The sequence below is a fragment of the Psychrobacter sp. Pi2-1 genome, from assembly GCF_904846645.1.
GTDB lineage: Bacteria > Pseudomonadota > Gammaproteobacteria > Pseudomonadales > Moraxellaceae > Psychrobacter.
The window spans coordinates 37,443-51,642 of the sequence record NZ_CAJHBO010000020.1; the positions used below are offsets into that span (position 1 = coordinate 37,443).

Sequence of the window (14,200 nt, forward strand, 5' to 3'; positions counted from 1 at the left end):
TTTGGTAAAGTCAGCTCGTCAGCCGACTTCATTGGCACTTAGCAGCTCATTGTTAGCCAATGATACGACACAAGTTACCAATGATGAAGATGTATTAGAGCGCTTAACAGCTGTTGCTTCTAACTCTGTCAGTAAGTTCAAGCAGACTGGCCTTGCGTCTTGGTATGGTCGTAAGTTTCATGGTCGCAAGACTGCCAGTGGCGAAACTTTTGATATGAATGGTTTAACTGCAGCGCATCGCTCATTGCCATTGAACTGCTATGTCAAAGTTACTAACAAGACTAATGGTAAAAGTGTCGTGGTAAAAGTGAACGATCGCGGCCCATTCCATGGTAACCGTGTATTAGATTTATCTTATGGTGCTGCCAAAAAACTCGGTATTACGAGCAAAGGCGTGGGTAACGTTGCTATTGAGCGCGTTACAGGACCTTAATTTTAGGTATCGGTTTTAGAGACCAATAATATTGCTAGCCTATATAGCAAAAAAAGCCTAACTAATCATTAGTTAGGCTTTTTTTATGGTTCATATTTATTGCTTCAAGCTAACATTAACGACTAAATTAATCAGAACAAAGTACTATTAATTCTACATACTTTACAATTCAAACGCGCTTTCGATAGCATCATCGAGTCGCTCAACAGCAATCACATTGATACCTTTAAACTGAGGCGCATTTTTAGCAGGTGCATTGGCCTTTGGAATGATGGCATGCTTAAACCCATGCTTCATTGCTTCTTTCAGCCGCTCTTGTCCGTTAGGTACTGGGCGTATCTCACCTGATAGACCCACTTCTCCGAATACGGCTAATGAAGATGGTAACGCTTTCTCTTTAATACTTGAAGCACAGGCCAACAGTACAGCCAAATCAGATCCTGTTTCTATGACTTTGACACCACCAACGACGTTGACATAGACATCTTGTCCACTGGTATGTATTCCGCCGTGACGATGCATCACTGCTAGTAACATGGATAAACGTTGGAAATCTAGACCCAGCGCCATCCTTCTAGGCGAGCCTTGTGAATCATCTACCAATGCCTGCACTTCTACCAATAATGGCCTTGTACCTTCACGGCTGACCATCACAACAGACCCTGCAACAGGTTTGTCATAACGACTTAAAAATATCGCTGATGGATTAGCGACTTCTTTGAGCCCCATATCGGTCATACCAAAGATACCCAACTCATTAACCGCACCAAAGCGATTTTTGACCGCACGAATCATACGAAAACGCGAGTCAGACTGGCCTTCAAAATAAAGTACGGTATCAACCATATGCTCTAATACTCGCGGACCCGCTAACGTACCTTCTTTGGTTACATGCCCTACTAAAAACAGCGCCGTTCCCGTTTGCTTAGCATAGCGCGTCAAAATCGCAGCAGACTCTCTAATTTGACTGACACCACCTGGTGCAGAGTTGATAGCGTCCGTATAAATCGTCTGAATAGAATCAATAATAGCGATGGCTGGCTGCTCTTGCGTTAATGCAGCGCAGATAGTTTCTACGTTAGTTTCAGCCAGTACACGCAGTCTATCAGCAGGCAAGTCTAATCGTTTGGCTCGCATGGCCACCTGTGCAAGTGACTCTTCACCCGTCACGTATAATGCACTACCTGCCAATGAATCAGCCCGTGCCATATTGGTCGCCGTTTGCAGCAAGATCGTTGATTTACCAATACCCGGATCACCACCGATTAACACTACGGAACCCGCCACTAACCCCCCACCCAGTACGCGATCGAACTCACTGATACCAGTTGGTAAGCGTGTGTCGAGCGTTACACTTACTGCATTAAGCGGCATGACAGCACTGTGAGTACCAGAGTAGTTACCAGCTGGCGCACTGGTACCACGAGTAGCAGCTCGTGCGTTATTAGGCTTCGCGGTGCTCTTATTATGATGTGGCATGCTGACATTTGGGGCTTCAACCAAGCTATTCCATTCCCCACAATCCGTACACTGCCCAGCCCATTTACCAAAATGCGCACCGCAATGCTGACAGACATAGCTGCTTTTATTTTTTGCCATAGCTTATAAGCCTTATTCAAAGGATCAGTTGAGAATAATGAAGGTAATAATGTCACGCTTTATAAGCGCTGATTTAAAAATATTTGTCATGATAAGTCAGCCATTGGTTTTGCAAGCTGTACTTGAAAGAGGATGATGTTAATTGTAGAGATATTAATTATAGATATAAGTAGTAACTGGCTTATAAGCTCTATATAAAATAGTTTTAGGTAGCTCTATTAGTTAATTAGAAATTTATTAGTATGAATTTTACGTAGCGCTTGGAAAGTAGAATGCATAGGAAGTAAGGAAAATCTATACCAGCATAACGCTACTTTAACGGCACCTTTTTGTTTTGAGCGCACTATATAAAATAGAGTATGAGATAAGGGATTTAATGCTATAACTTATACTTGAAAGTCTTTACCTAGATAAACAGATTTTACTAAATCATTTTCTAAAACTTCAGCCGAAGTGCCTTCTGCAATGATAGCGCCTTCTGATACGATATAAGCCTTTTCACAAATAGCCAGTGTATCTCGAACATTATGATCGGTGATTAAAACGCCAATGCCGCGATTTTTAAGCGTCAAAATAACGTCTTTAATATCACCGACAGAGATAGGATCTACCCCTGCAAAAGGCTCATCCAATAAGATAAACTTAGGATCAGCGGCCAATGCTCGCGCAATCTCACAGCGACGACGCTCACCTCCTGACACGCTCATACCCTGAGACTTGCGCACATGTTCTAAATGGAACTCGCCAATCAATTTTTCAAGTTCTTGCTGTTGTTCAGCTTTACTTAATTCTGTACGAGTCTGTAAAATAGCTAAAATGTTATCTTCGATAGACAGTTTACGAAAGATTGATGCCTCTTGCGGTAGATAGCCGATACCCGCACGCGCTCGCTCGTGCATTGCGTATTTAGATAAATCCATTTTACCTAGCGTAACGCGGCCCTTATCCATATTGACCAGTCCCACCACCATATAGAAGCTAGTCGTTTTACCAGCACCGTTAGGGCCTAACAATCCGACAACTTGACCTTGTTCGACAGAAAATGAAACGTCTTTGACCACCCAACGTTTACCATATCGCTTGCCTAAATTTTGCATAGTCAATCGAGCGACAGGCGCCGTATTGGTATTTGATGCCGATAGGTCTAGATTTTTATCATCGCTCATAACTTACTCTTACTTTCACAAAATTTAAGCATTGCTAAAGGCAGACTTATTTACTCATAGCCTGTTTATTTGGATTAACGTACGCCACTTTGGTTTGTACCGTTATTAGGCGGGAATACCAGTTCAACGCGCTGATTGCCGCCAGCAGTCGCTTCAACATCACCTGCTTTTAGGCTATAACGGATAACATTACCAGCGAAGCTTGCACCATTCTGAACCAGTTTTGCATTGCCAGTTAGCGTAATAATCCCAGACACTGCGTTGTAGTCAATCTTATTAGCTTGCCCCTTTGCCAAGCCCTTTTCTTGCGTGACTACTTGCTGCATAGTCGCTGGACGGCCAGTTGCTACCGCTGAGTTAATGCTACGCTGCTGAGAAAGATTGACCGTGATGTTATCGGCCGTCATCTTAAACGTACCTTGGGTAATAATGACATTACCTGCATAACTGGTCACGCCTGTACGCTCACTATAAGTGGCTTTATCCGCTAGCAATTTAATCTGCTGATTAGAATCTGATGGCAATGCATGACTATATAGCGGTAGCGCCAATAACATCACCATTGGTAGTGCGCGCAATTTGTGCAAGCAGAGTGACGATGCGCGTAAAGTAGGCAAAAATTTAAGTTTCATATAAATAACTCATTTCATAATAGGTGGTAGGATTTGCAAACTTTATGCTAGCTGCTATTTTTTGATACGGTAAATAGAAAGTACTTTGATTAAAACAATGCTTTATCTTGGCGTTCAGATGGAGAAAAGGCAACAGCAACTTGGCCAAATTCGTACTCACCTGTCTCAAGATTGGCAGTCATACTAGAGGCTTCAAATCGATTCATGCCTTGTTCGATTTTCACAGGCGCATCACTGTATACCTTGCCTGATTTCGTATTACCTTTTAGCGTACTACCAGTTACTTTTATCGGTTCGATATCAGGGGTACTCTTATTGCCTTCGCTCACCAGTGTAAATCCACCTGATAAACTAAGCTCCCCTGTCTGTTGACTGATAGCTGCACTGCCCGCTTGAATACGATAACGTTGCTCTGCAGATGGCTCCCAATTCATAGTAATGCCTGACATTTCATCCTGATTGGTTTCAGGATTATGTGTCAAAGACTCAGCGGTAAGCTCGTATTCGGTTTCACCTTGTTCATTCGTCTGCACGGCTTTGATATCAGTGGCTTCATAATTGACATCTGTCGTTTCAATATTGACTGGCGGCGTTACGTCGCCTTGCTGCTGAAAAAACCAACCCGCGATACCGGCAATAATTAAGGCTAATACAATTAAGACACGTGTATTCACGACTGGTTATCCTGAGTTAGTGCCTCATCAAGCGTGTAATGCGCGATAAAGTCTTGATAATGTCCATGACCTTTTAAGATAAGATCACATATCTCGCGTACCGCTCCAGTACCGCCAGCACGAGTCGTTACCATGTCACTGCGCTTGATAACTTCAGCATGCGCGTTAGGTACGGTTGCCGCAAACCCTACTGTTTGCATCGCCTTAATGTCTGGTAAATCATCGCCCATATAGGCACAGTCGGTAGCAGTGATGTTTAGGGTAGGATCTAGAGAAAATAGCAGCTCGTTTAGTGCAACAAGCTTATCATCACGGCCTTGCACCACATGGTTAACGCCCATTTCTGCTGCGCGCTTGTTTACCATCGCACTACTACGGCCAGTAATAATGGCTGTCAAAATACCGTAGCGTGCTAGAGACTTAACACCCACACCATCCTGTACTGAGAACGCTTTGGTCTCAACACCATTAGCATCATAGATAATTTGACCATTGGATAAAATTCCATCGACATCCATGACCAATAGTTTTACTTGTCCGGCTTTCTGTATCAAGTCCTGCATTATTTGTCTCTTTTTAATATTTATTTTCGAAGCGTTATTCTATATAGCTTAACTATTTCAACGGCAACTCACAAACCTTATTTGACCCCAGCTTGCAGCAAATCATGCACGGTAATAATAGCTTCTAAACGATCTTCATCATCAATGATCAATAACTGGCTAATACTACTCTCATTCATAACACTCAGCGCATCTGACGCACGCATCGTTTTACTGATATGGCGTGGATTGCTGACCATCACTTCATTCATTGGCGTTTGTAGGTCGATGCCTTTTTCTAACCCTCGGCGCAAGTCACCATCTGTGAACACACCGACGACCTTATTATTATCATCAGTCACCACTGTCATACCCAAGCGACCAGCAGACATGGTAAATAAAGCTTGTTGCAATGGGGCCTGCTGATGAATCAAAGGCAAGTCTTCTGATTTGGTATGCATTAAATCTTCAACACGCGTCAATAGCTGACGACCCAAGGCACCAGCAGGATGCGATAATGCAAAATCTTCAGACGTGAAATTACGTGCATGTACTAAAGCGACCGCTAACGCATCCCCGAGCGCTAAAGTAGCTGTCGTACTGGAGGTTGGCGCTAGATTAAGTGGACAAGCCTCCTGCGACTGACCGAGCGTTAATACAATGTCAGCTGCTCGCGGTAGCATACCGCGCTTATCACGACTGATACTGATGAGAGGGATATTTAGATGCTTAACAACTGGCAGTAGCATCTTGATTTCATCTGACTCACCTGAGTTTGAAATAGCAAGTAGCACATCACCTTTTACAAGCATACCCAAGTCGCCATGTCCCGCTTCACCAGGATGCATAAAAAAAGCAGGCGTACCAGTTGAGGCAAAGGTCGCTGCAATCTTGCGTCCAATTAGCCCCGACTTACCCATGCCTGTAACTACCACTCGACCCTTACAAGTCAGAATGATGTCACATGCTTGTGCAAATCTGTCGTCAATCTGCTCTGTCAGCAATGCTAACGCAGATATTTCGGTATTAATGGCCTCGATAGCAGTGGTAATAAATTGCTCATGGGTTAAGTTGTTTTTGGTATCACTCATGAATCCGCTCTATTTTTATGATGAATCAATACGCTATTTTACTACACTATGTTTGATATTAGTAATGGTCTACAAAATCTACACTAATATAGTGCTTCATACTGAATAAAGAGCTTGCTGCTATCTATACAAAAAAACCCACTATATCAGCAGGCTTTAAACGGATAAATCATGTCTTAACATTTTCTAGACAATAGGCTCGATTAATGCGATGAGTTAGCTATTGCTATCATTAGAACCGTCGTTTGGCTTATCTTCAAAGCCTGTATTATCTGCCGTGGCATCAAAGCCACGATCTTGACCAAAACCACCACGCTCAAACCCGCGCTCTTGACCTTGACCAAAGCTACCGCGTTCAAAACCACGATCTTGACCTTGGCTAAAACCACCACGATTGAATCCACTGCGACTCGATGCAAATCCGCGCTCTTCAAAGCCGCCAGCAGCAGGGTTACTACCACGTTCAAAGCCACCGCCTTGATATCCAGTCGGTGCTGCGCTCTGAGGCTGCGCACTTGTACCTGTCGTCGTACTACTACGCGGGTTACGTGCTGGCACGACTGTTGAAATGGCATGCTTATATACCATTTGGCTCACTGTGTTTTTCAAAAGAACGACATATTGATCAAATGATTCAATTTGGCCTTGTAATTTAATGCCATTTACCAAGAAAATAGAGACAGGAATGCGATCTTTGCGCAGCGAGTTCAAGAACGGATCTTGTAAAGTTTGTCCTTTTGACATGAAATCTCTCCTAAGTATTATATAGTTATGTTTTGGGTGCCAATTATTTTAAGTGTTAATTTAATTATAATGGCTAAAAGGTAGATACAATAAGGTGTTTTCTTTATAAAACGTATCTAAATAAATATTCGTTGCTCTTAAGTGATTCCACTTTATCGCGAATACGTTATTATTGTAAATAATTAAGTAACTAGTTGTTTCATTAATAATTTTTGTCTACAAAAGTTCATAAGCCAGACATCATAACAACGCTCAATGCACTGAGCCGAATTATAACAGCTATCTATGTCAATCTTTGAAACTAATTGTGTTAGCTATCATTGCACCTTAAGACAAGTACTCTCGTGTTTCGGCCATGGTTTCAAACGTTTGTAATATCATACGACTGCTAGCATCAGCCCCGCTCTCAGATTCTGCTATGCCATTTGATGATGCGCTGGGCAATTGCATTACCTTTCTCAGCCATGTGTACTGACGTTTTGCTAGCTGTCTTGTAGCATATAATGCCTTATTTTGCATTTCCTGACAAGCAAGCGCCTCGGTCTCTTGGCTAGCCATGTTTGGTTGAGCAACTGACTGAGCAACATTATCTGAGATTTCTTTTTCTTCATTGACAGCTGTATGCTTTCCAAAAGCTTCATAAAATTGAGCTTTATCTAGATGAGTCTCATCAAATATCGGATGCTCAATATGTACCAAATATTCTAGTACTTGCCTGTAGCCTACACAGCGCATCGAAGGCATATTAGGCGTGAGCGGATACTTTTTTAGTAAGTCTATGACTTCAGCCACTAGCCCTTCATTCCACATGATATCTAGACGTTGTTCGATACGATTATGTAGCCATGAACGATCTGGCATTACCGATAGCGCATGCCACTGCTGCTCTGGGTTATGGGCTAGGGCTTGCTTTGGCTTGCGCTGCCAGTCACTTATTGGAATATTTGTTTGTAGATAGACCTCAACTGCTCGCGTGATACGCTGAGTATCAGTAGCATTCAAACGCGCATGGCTTATAGGATCGATACTCTCCAAATAATCATATAGAGCGCTAATACCTTTCTCTTGACGCCACTGCTCTACGCGCGCGCGTACGCTGTCATCGCTATCGGGCACGGGAGACAATCCATCGAGGAGTGCCATGTAATACATCATGGTGCCACCTACTAACAATGGTATCTTGCCATTTCTGTGACACTCGTCAATGAGGCGGGCAACGTCACTGACAAACTCCGCCACGCTATAGCTTTGCATAGGATCAATGATATCGACCAAATGATGTGGATAACGCGCCAACTCAGCCGCTGTTGGCTTGGCTGTGCCAATATTCATATCACGATATATCAGCGCTGAGTCCACAGAAATTAATTCAAAACGACCTGTATCGTATAGCTCGTACGCCAATGACGTCTTGCCGCTAGCAGTTGGTGCCATAAGACAGACCACGCTATTATCCGCCAGCTTGTGAGAGATGCTATCAGACGAATGTTGCATAAAGTGGCCTTTCATAATATATGGATAACTCGGATATCGATTGGTTTAATTGCTTTAAGATATTGTAATTATTTTCAGATATTCAGGATAGCATTAGCTTTACTAAGCGATGGCTATCTATCGCTTTAATAGCATTGTTCATAATTATTCCAGTAAGATCATTCGCAAAAACCATTGAATCCTGTACAGACATTTGCGTATTGACACTAATAAGTTGCTGATTAATCACAGTAGCACTGTTTGGCAATCTATCTTTTTTGAATACTTGCTGACTAGAGGTAAGTGATTCAAATAACTGGCTTACTTTAAGCTGCCAGTCTTTAGCACTTATCAATACACACTGCCCTTGGTGATAAAATAACAGCCAAGGTAGCTTTTTATCATTTGGGCTTGAGTCAATACCAATAGTCTCTACGTTTTCAATAATATCTAAGCAAATTGGTAAAAATGCAGAGGTAGCTGCTCCATCAGAATAATATGAAGTGCTGTTGTTACTGTTGTTATTTTGGTCTGATTGCTCATTAATATGAGGTTGTACTGATTCTTGCCATGAAGAATTATTTGAAGATAATGGGTTTGCAGTAGTCTGATAAGACTGCTTATTAGACTCTACTTTATTATGTCGCTTTGGGTTGTTGGTAGGCTGACTACTTGAGATGGGCATTTTAGACGAACGACCTTCAGAAGCATTGTTATTTACCCGTTCCGTAGATTTGTATTGACTGTCAGTTTCGGTCGTCGCTACGGACGCAGATGCAGAATCAATTCCAAGCCCAAACTTAGCTACATCGATCTTTTTCAACTGCGTACGAATTGTATGGCCTAAGTGCGCCATAATATTATTCAATGGACTGATTTTGATACGTTGTTTAGATGGATGCACATTGATATTTAACCATTGAGTTGGTAAATCAAAATACAGTGCATACCCCATACCTGCTAGCTGCGCACCTTGTGCCATTTGACGTATTTGATTGCTAATCAACGCTTCTTTTACTAGTCTGCCATTTACATAAATCAGCTTTGGTAAATCAGTTTTTTCATGATGCAATGGCCATAACCAGCCACTAATCGCTGCTTGAGTAACATTGCTATTGTCGTACTCTACAGACGACTGTAGCAGACTCGACAAATCTATCGATATTGCTAATGCATTATCTGTCAATGCCATACCAGTCGCTTGTTCCAACCGCGGCAGTGGCAAGCGACTGTCGTTGTTGTCATTATTGCCACTAATACCCGTAGTACTTGCAGATAATGATAGCCGCTGTTTGTTGTCATGAAAAAGTGTCAAAGCAACATCAGCACGTGCCAGTGCGACTTCTCGGACAATGGTTTCGATATGACCGAATTCAGTAGCAATAGATTTCAGGTTGCCACGGCGGGCAGGCACATTGAAATACAAATCTTTTACGACGATCGTGGTACCGCGATTATGGACAACTGGTAAGAGTTTCGGTGTGTCATCTAATACGCCAGCGACCTGTAATTGACGACCGATACCGCTCTCATCATGACTACTGGTTAAGGTCAAACGCGAGACAGCAGCCATAGCCGCTAACGCCTCACCGCGAAAACCCAACGTCGTAATACCATGTAAATTAGCAACGTCAGCAACCTTACTGGTCGCATGACGAGTGATGGCCATGACCATATCATCAGGATGAATGCCCACCCCATTATCTACTACCTCAATCAGGCCCATACCGCCTTGAGTGATGCGCACTTCAATATTGGTCGCGCCAGCATCGATGGCATTTTCCAGCAGCTCTTTGACCACTGCTGCTGGACGTGTCACCACTTCACCTGCTGCTAATTGATTGATCAGCAACGGCGATAGTTTTTTGATGCGGGTATTAGGATGATTATCTGGCATGGATAGATGTCATATTTTTGGAAAGTAGCGAGTGGTATAATTTAGATATTCATTTAGATGCTAAGTTGTGATAAATCCAAACCTTGCGCTTGGCCTGCTTTTGATACTCTTAAGTATACTTGGCGTGCTTCATTACCTTTATCGTCGCTTTCAACTTGCGTCATATCGATAAATAAAGTTGGCGTTGGTAGGTAGCCATCAGCACGGCTCGCCCATTCAATGATAACCAGTGCTTCTTTCTCATCTAGATACTCATCAAACCCAATAAAAGACAGCTCTTCTGGATCTTGTAGACGATATAGATCTGCATGATAAACAGGCTTAATCGTGCCATTGCTTTGCTCAATGCTATAAGGCTCAACCAAAGTATAGGTTGGGCTTTTTACCGCACCAGTATGACCGAGAGCCTGCAACCAATAACGCGTCAATGTAGTTTTACCTGCGCCCAAATCCCCTGCCAGCCACACACTACCAGTTAGCGGCAACGTTGCCAGCTGCTTAGCCAATAACTGTGTATCTTGCTCAGAGTTCAGTATAAGCGTTTGCACAGTGTCACTATTTTCTATTGATTGATCGTTGTGCATTAGTCCGAACCTACCTGTGCTTGCTCTGTCTGTACCTGCCCTGTCTGTACCTGCATAGTCACCGTTGGGTTGGTGAAGCTTTCACCGCGAATAAGCTTGGCATACAGATCAGAGTCCGTCCATTCAGCACGAACTTGTTCACTGAATTCAAAATCCTCTAGGACCAGCTTACCCATCTGATCATTTGCCACATCATCAGCAAAACACTGTGCGTAACCCGTCGCGGTTTCATGAGCAATCACTGAATAAACACTGACATCCGCTTCGCCGTTTTGCATTTGCGTCTGTCGCAGTATTTCTTGTGCCCAAAAGAATATCACTCGTGAAAACTGCTCTGCTGACGGAGATACTGGTAGACTGATCCAACGTGCGCTGAATTTTTTACACGCTGCGACATATTCAGGATCATCTTTGTTCCAAAAACAAATCGCATGATCAAAACTATCGATAATGTCTTTGATCGAAGATTTTAGTAGCCCAAAATCATAAACCATTTGCCCGTGATCTAAACGGGTGGCTTCTAAAATCAGCTCAATCTGGTAGCTGTGGCCATGAATCGAGTGCTTACAGCGTTCAGAACTACAGTTACGAACGATGTGAGCATTTTCAAATTTGAATAGTTTACGAATACGCATAATAATTTGACCAAAACAGTAAGCACGATGGTGCTAAATGTTAATAAATAAGAATTTGCCGCGTTTATAAATCGGTTTATGATTCATTATAGCAAATCGCCATGTATCCGTAAGTAAGCACTTATTAATACAATGATTGATTGAACGAATCAATTAATAAAATAGGACTAACCGTATTAGGGTTGCTCATCATTCTGCGCAAAGAACACTTAGCGAAAACCATAAACGATTTGAATGATAATTGAATCGTAGACGAATTGTGCGAGCGCTATCTATTACTAAAGCTTAAGCCTATACTCTATTCAGTAAACAGCTATGTTAGCTGTATTCACACTATCTTGAATTCGCTTAACTTGGCGTAATGAGTAGTGTGCCGTAAAAAAGGAAACGATTATGAGCAAAGGTCAAGATAGTAAAAAGAATGTTAAGAAAAAGCCCCTTTTGACTGCTAAAGAGAAGAAAGCTGCCAAACAAGCCAAGAAAGACGACAATGGCAGTATTTTAGGCAAACATTAATAATCAATACATCAATATGCCAATCTGACCTAACCGTTTGATTGGTATTTTTTTGGTTCGTCATTGGCCTTTAGCTAAGCACTGTCTTTAATTAAGCTTCGATTTTGATTAAGCTCCGCGCGGCGCAAACATAATAATCGCCATTCCTAATAGCGCAACTACCGAGCCCAATATGTCCCACATGGTTGGTCGTATGCCATTGACCGTCCACAACCATAAAATCGCCATACATATATAAACACCACCATATGCCGCATAGACCCTACCCGCAGCAGTCGGATGTAATGACAGCAGCCAAACAAATGCGACCAAACTCAGTGCACCAGGTATCAGTAGCCAGATTGACTTGCCTTCTCGCAGCCACAGATAAGGCAGATAACATCCTGCAATCTCAGCCAATGCAGTAAGCGCAAATAACCCAACCGTCTTTAGTTCTGTCAAAAATCACTACTCCTCATCTACTACTGTTCTAACCTGCTAAAACCAGTCAGGTATTGTACGGCATTCCCCAAAATAATCACCCTATCTCTGCCACCTCTTATAAAAGGCTATTTTGTCTAACATTACAGTCAAAATCACAGTAAAATCTATCATAACAAACAAACCTCTTAGAGAACCATCTATCGAAGCCATACCGACATTGTAAATAGGAAGTTAGCATCATGATGCGTATTGGATTATTTTTATTAACCAACTTAGCAGTGATTGTGGTATTTAGCATTGTGTTTGGTATTTTATCGAGGTTTTTTGGGATTGGCGGTGTGCACAGTGCAGGTGGTCTTAACTACATTAGCCTTGCTGTTATGTGTGGTATCTACGGCATGGTCGGCTCGATGGTGTCGCTATTTATATCAAAATGGATGGCTGGTACGGTAGTTATAGAATCTCCACGCACCGCTACTGAGCAATGGCTAATCGATACCGTAGCCAAACAAGCGCGAGCCGTAAATATCGGTATGCCTGAGGTTGGTATTTTTAACAATTCGCAGCCAAACGCCTTTGCCACTGGCTGGAATAAAAATAAAGCGCTGGTGGCAGTTTCGTCTGGTCTATTACAGAATATGAATCAAGATGAAGTCGAAGCGGTATTGGCGCATGAGATTGGTCATGTGGCTAACGGTGATATGGTAACCCTTGCCCTTATGCAAGGGGTGGTAAATGCGTTTGTAATGTTCTTTGCGCGCATTGTCGGCAGTTTCGTTGACCGTACTGTGTTTAAAAACACTAGTGATCGCCCCGGTATTGGTTACTTTATTACCAGTATGGTGATGGATATTTTGCTTGGGTTTTTGGCGTCTGCCATCGTCATGTGGTTTTCACGCTTACGTGAATTCCGTGCGGATCAAATGGGGGCAAAACTTGCCAGCCGCGAAAAAATGATCAGTGCGCTTGATGCGTTGCGTCCCTCTGCACAGCGTCCTGACCAAATGCCTGAAAATATGAAAGCATTTGCGATCTCATCTGGACAATCTCAAGGCTTTAGTATTGCCAACCTGTTCCGCTCACACCCAACATTGGATGATCGTATTGCGGCGTTGCGAGAATATAATCCTAATCAAGACTAACTTGGGTTACTGTTTTATGATGTACTTTGGGCGTAATTTTTAGAATGACTGGTTGTCTATAAGTTGCGCCATAGTATGGGCGACAGGAATCATAATACTCCTGTAAGAAGTTCTCCAGTCTTTGAATCTCTTGTGATTTTCAACTTAGATGGATAATCATTGCCAACTAAATTAAGTATATGTACAAGCACTTCTACTGTTATAAAAAATATTTTTTTATTTTTATCTCGATCAGAGGTAAAGTAACAACAGGAAAGCCCTACACCATCCTCTATAACCACTTCAAATATATAGCTATGCACAAACTGGTTGCACAAAAATCTGAGATTTTTTGTTTCAACCCTTATATCACCTAAGTCGTATAGTTCGTTCATCTTGTGACTGTTGAGCATAGTCACGTTTTTCAAATTAGGACTCCAATTAAGATTTATTTTCAGTTCTCTAGTAGAATCACTTATTTTGGGAGTATCCATCAACTTTCTAATAGAATAAAAACTAACGAAAGTATCTTTTTCGATTTCAACTAGGGCGTGTCATCAATTAAGCCAAATGACACAAGAAACCAGATAAATAGCACTCAAGAAATGACGGGCTAACTTATCATAGCGAGTAGCAATCGCACGATACTGCTTAATCTTGGCAAAGAAGT

16 protein-coding genes and 1 pseudogene are annotated in these 14,200 nt (G+C 42.3%); 3 read left to right on the top strand and 14 right to left on the bottom strand.

The genetic code is table 11. The annotated features are described in order from the left end of the window. Positions 1 to 91 precede the first annotated feature (91 nt). Positions 92 to 433 (top strand): annotated as a pseudogene (locus JMX91_RS13460) (septal ring lytic transglycosylase RlpA family protein); the annotation flags it as partial. Between the two features lie 162 nt (positions 434 to 595). On the opposite strand, the gene radA reads toward JMX91_RS13460, so the two are convergent. The 11 genes from radA to JMX91_RS10950 all read right to left on the bottom strand — a co-directional run bounded on the left by radA (position 596) and on the right by JMX91_RS10950 (position 11,470). Further along, the gene (gene radA, locus JMX91_RS10900) at positions 596 to 2,032 is read right to left on the bottom strand and encodes a DNA repair protein RadA (protein WP_201549105.1); all 1,437 of its coding nucleotides are present in this window, start codon (positions 2,030 to 2,032) and stop codon (positions 596 to 598) included. A 386-nt stretch (positions 2,033 to 2,418) separates the two neighbouring features. Further along, on the bottom strand, positions 2,419 to 3,129 hold the full coding sequence (gene lptB / locus JMX91_RS10905; protein ID WP_379544987.1) for an LPS export ABC transporter ATP-binding protein: 711 nt from the start codon (positions 3,127 to 3,129) through the stop codon (positions 2,419 to 2,421). 143 nt (positions 3,130 to 3,272) lie between these two features. Continuing rightward, complete coding sequence (gene lptA, locus JMX91_RS10910) at positions 3,273 to 3,830, bottom strand: lipopolysaccharide transport periplasmic protein LptA (RefSeq protein WP_057760441.1); 558 nt, start codon at positions 3,828 to 3,830, stop codon at positions 3,273 to 3,275. A gap of 89 nt (positions 3,831 to 3,919) precedes the next feature. Next, positions 3,920 to 4,504, bottom strand: coding sequence for an LPS export ABC transporter periplasmic protein LptC (gene lptC / locus JMX91_RS10915; RefSeq protein ID WP_201549107.1), 585 nt, complete (start codon positions 4,502 to 4,504; stop codon positions 3,920 to 3,922). Continuing rightward, entirely contained in the window at positions 4,501 to 5,067 is a 567-nt protein-coding gene (locus JMX91_RS10920; RefSeq protein WP_201549109.1) for a KdsC family phosphatase, read from the bottom strand. Before JMX91_RS10920 ends, lptC begins: the two co-directional genes overlap by 4 nt. A gap of 77 nt (positions 5,068 to 5,144) precedes the next feature. Beyond that, positions 5,145 to 6,137, bottom strand: a complete 993-nt coding sequence (locus JMX91_RS10925; protein WP_201549111.1) for a KpsF/GutQ family sugar-phosphate isomerase — start codon at positions 6,135 to 6,137, stop codon at positions 5,145 to 5,147. Between the two features lie 216 nt (positions 6,138 to 6,353). Further along, the gene (gene hfq, locus JMX91_RS10930) at positions 6,354 to 6,881 is read right to left on the bottom strand and encodes an RNA chaperone Hfq (RefSeq protein WP_160022674.1); all 528 of its coding nucleotides are present in this window, start codon (positions 6,879 to 6,881) and stop codon (positions 6,354 to 6,356) included. A 327-nt stretch (positions 6,882 to 7,208) separates the two neighbouring features. Beyond that, the gene (gene miaA / locus JMX91_RS10935; protein WP_201549113.1) at positions 7,209 to 8,375 is read right to left on the bottom strand and encodes a tRNA (adenosine(37)-N6)-dimethylallyltransferase MiaA; all 1,167 of its coding nucleotides are present in this window, start codon (positions 8,373 to 8,375) and stop codon (positions 7,209 to 7,211) included. Positions 8,376 to 8,457: 82 nt separating this feature from the next. Beyond that, positions 8,458 to 10,251: a DNA mismatch repair endonuclease MutL gene (gene mutL, locus JMX91_RS10940; protein ID WP_201549115.1), complete on the bottom strand. Its 1,794-nt coding sequence runs from the start codon at positions 10,249 to 10,251 to the stop codon at positions 8,458 to 8,460. Positions 10,252 to 10,304: 53 nt separating this feature from the next. Further along, entirely contained in the window at positions 10,305 to 10,835 is a 531-nt protein-coding gene (gene tsaE, locus JMX91_RS10945) for a tRNA (adenosine(37)-N6)-threonylcarbamoyltransferase complex ATPase subunit type 1 TsaE (RefSeq protein WP_201549123.1), read from the bottom strand. Then, a complete protein-coding gene (locus tag JMX91_RS10950; RefSeq protein WP_201549124.1) occupies positions 10,835 to 11,470 on the bottom strand; it encodes a 6-pyruvoyl trahydropterin synthase family protein in 636 nt (211 codons plus the stop codon). The genes tsaE and JMX91_RS10950 overlap by 1 nt, the downstream gene beginning before the upstream one ends. Positions 11,471 to 11,863: 393 nt before the next feature. Here JMX91_RS10950 and JMX91_RS13425 point away from each other — a divergent pair, with 393 nt between their 5' ends. Then, complete coding sequence (locus JMX91_RS13425; protein ID WP_021815223.1) at positions 11,864 to 11,986, top strand: hypothetical protein; 123 nt, start codon at positions 11,864 to 11,866, stop codon at positions 11,984 to 11,986. A gap of 108 nt (positions 11,987 to 12,094) precedes the next feature. Here JMX91_RS13425 and JMX91_RS10955 read toward each other — a convergent pair whose 3' ends face one another. After that, positions 12,095 to 12,427, bottom strand: a complete 333-nt coding sequence (locus JMX91_RS10955) for a YnfA family protein (protein WP_201549126.1) — start codon at positions 12,425 to 12,427, stop codon at positions 12,095 to 12,097. Positions 12,428 to 12,648: 221 nt separating this feature from the next. Here JMX91_RS10955 and htpX point away from each other — a divergent pair, with 221 nt between their 5' ends. Then, the gene (gene htpX, locus JMX91_RS10960; protein WP_201549128.1) at positions 12,649 to 13,551 is read left to right on the top strand and encodes a protease HtpX; all 903 of its coding nucleotides are present in this window, start codon (positions 12,649 to 12,651) and stop codon (positions 13,549 to 13,551) included. 89 nt (positions 13,552 to 13,640) lie between these two features. On the opposite strand, the gene JMX91_RS10965 is transcribed toward htpX, so the two are convergent. Both JMX91_RS10965 and JMX91_RS10970 read right to left on the bottom strand, forming a co-directional pair. Further along, positions 13,641 to 14,024: a hypothetical protein gene (locus tag JMX91_RS10965; RefSeq protein WP_201549130.1), complete on the bottom strand. Its 384-nt coding sequence runs from the start codon at positions 14,022 to 14,024 to the stop codon at positions 13,641 to 13,643. Positions 14,025 to 14,087: 63 nt separating this feature from the next. After that, positions 14,088 to 14,200 (bottom strand): transposase (locus JMX91_RS10970; protein WP_201549131.1); only part of this gene is annotated, 113 nt, incomplete at its 5' end.